This is a genomic window from Blautia sp. SF-50 (assembly GCF_900101315.1).
Classification (GTDB): domain Bacteria; phylum Bacillota; class Clostridia; order Lachnospirales; family Lachnospiraceae; genus Blautia_A; species Blautia_A fusiformis.
Window position 1 is genome coordinate 1 of sequence record NZ_FMUW01000072.1, and the last position, 1,662, is coordinate 1,662.

At 34.9% G+C, this 1,662-nt stretch carries 2 protein-coding genes; one reads left to right on the plus strand and one right to left on the minus strand.

Going from position 1 to position 1,662, the window contains the following annotated elements:
• The coding region (locus BLP57_RS17495) for an Ig-like domain-containing protein (protein WP_330389509.1) at positions 1 to 669 on the plus strand (669 nt) is incomplete at its 5' end.
• A gap of 112 nt (positions 670 to 781) precedes the next feature.
• On the opposite strand, the gene BLP57_RS17500 is transcribed toward BLP57_RS17495, so the two are convergent.
• Positions 782 to 1,558, minus strand: coding sequence for a WYL domain-containing protein (locus BLP57_RS17500; protein ID WP_207646724.1), 777 nt, complete (start codon positions 1,556 to 1,558; stop codon positions 782 to 784).
• Between the last annotated feature and the right edge of the window lie 104 nt (positions 1,559 to 1,662).

The window sequence follows — 1,662 nt, forward strand, 5'->3', positions numbered from 1 at the left end:
TCAAAAGGTGTTGTGAAAGCAGTTGGAAACGGAACTGCTACAATTACTGTAAAAGCAAAAGACGGAAGTGGAAAAAAGGCAACATGTAAAATTACGGTAGGAACATCATCAAATACCACACCAGTAAAAACTGACCCATCACTCTATTTAAAAACAGTTGAATTAAACGCAGCGAATGTTTCACAATATTTTACTTATGAAATTATTGATGAATATAATATGTGGGGGGAACATAGTGGTGCCGGAGTTTATGTGAAATTAAAACCTTCTGATTGGTATTTGTTTTATGAAGAAGGATTAGCGATAGAATATGATTTTTCTATTGATTGTCTTGACTCAGATGGAAATAAAGTAAAGTATGAGTGCAATTCAGGAGTAACAACTGAGTATTCAAAACCAAGTGGTTGGGGATATAAACAATCTGACCGTAATAGTGCTGTATTCAAATTTGGTCGTGCGAAGGGCTCTTTGATTTTTATTAATAAGAAAGCAATAAAAAATATGAATTTTAGATATGATAATAGTATTAAGAGAAATCGAGTTTACGAATGTACCTTATCAAAAGACTTAGATGAATATGAGTTTAAAGGAATTAAGCTTAAAGATATGGCAGAGGCAGGATTGGGTGGAACCATAAATCATGGATTTATATTACAGTCATTTGAATAAAGGAAATAAGCAAAAGACGAGAGGCGTGTTCCTCTCGTCTTTTGCATTATAATAGAGACTGTAAGAAGAAAACCGTCAGAATCATTAACTTTTTGACGGTTTTCTATCTCTTTTATTCGTTTTTATAGCGGTCTGAAATATCAGAGAGAAAATTTTTCATATCTTCTACCACATCAGAGGGTGCAATGATAGTTGCTTTTTTGCGGAAACCGCAGACCCATGCAAGAAACTGATCGCTGATTTCTACTGTGGCAGCTACTATAAAATGAGAGTTTCTATCTGCTGAGTAAATAGCGTCTTTTGTTCCAAAGCGTTCAATCGCAGTATCCAAAAGAGGATTAATAAAACGTATGCGGACACGACGTTTTTTACCGCCAAACATAGAAAAAACTCTTTGTGTATAACTGTCCATATCTATTGATAAGTATTCTTCTTCGCCCTCTCTTGGCTGATTTTCCAGAACCTTAATATTTTTCATTCGGTCAACACGAAAAGTTCTCATAGCTTTCGCATAATCACTGTATGCTAAAAGATAATAGTTTCCGTCATTAATAAGTAGCTTAAAGGGGCTTACAATATAAGCGGCTCCTTTGCGGCGTTCAACCTGTGAATGTATGTCACTGATTTGATATTTCACATATTGAAAACTGATTTTTGACGGTGTTCGTGGCTGCGCATCCCAACGGCGTGACATAGCATAGTTGATATTAGCAATATTGATTAAAATCCCCTTTCTGTTAGTCTTTACACGGTCGCAGAGAAATATTTCCTCTTGAAGTTGCTCTGCTGCAAAATTACTTCCTAACGAACCTATTTTTTCCACAAGTTCTTTTGCCTTGCTTTTGGAAATAAACTTTGTGGCGTGAACATATTCCGCAAGCAATTTCAAATCGTCAAGTGAGACTGTAATTAATTCTGTGTAAATTCTAAAAGAGCTATATATCCTCTTGGATTGATGTTAAAATAAATATCAATTCAGGAGGATTTTTTTAT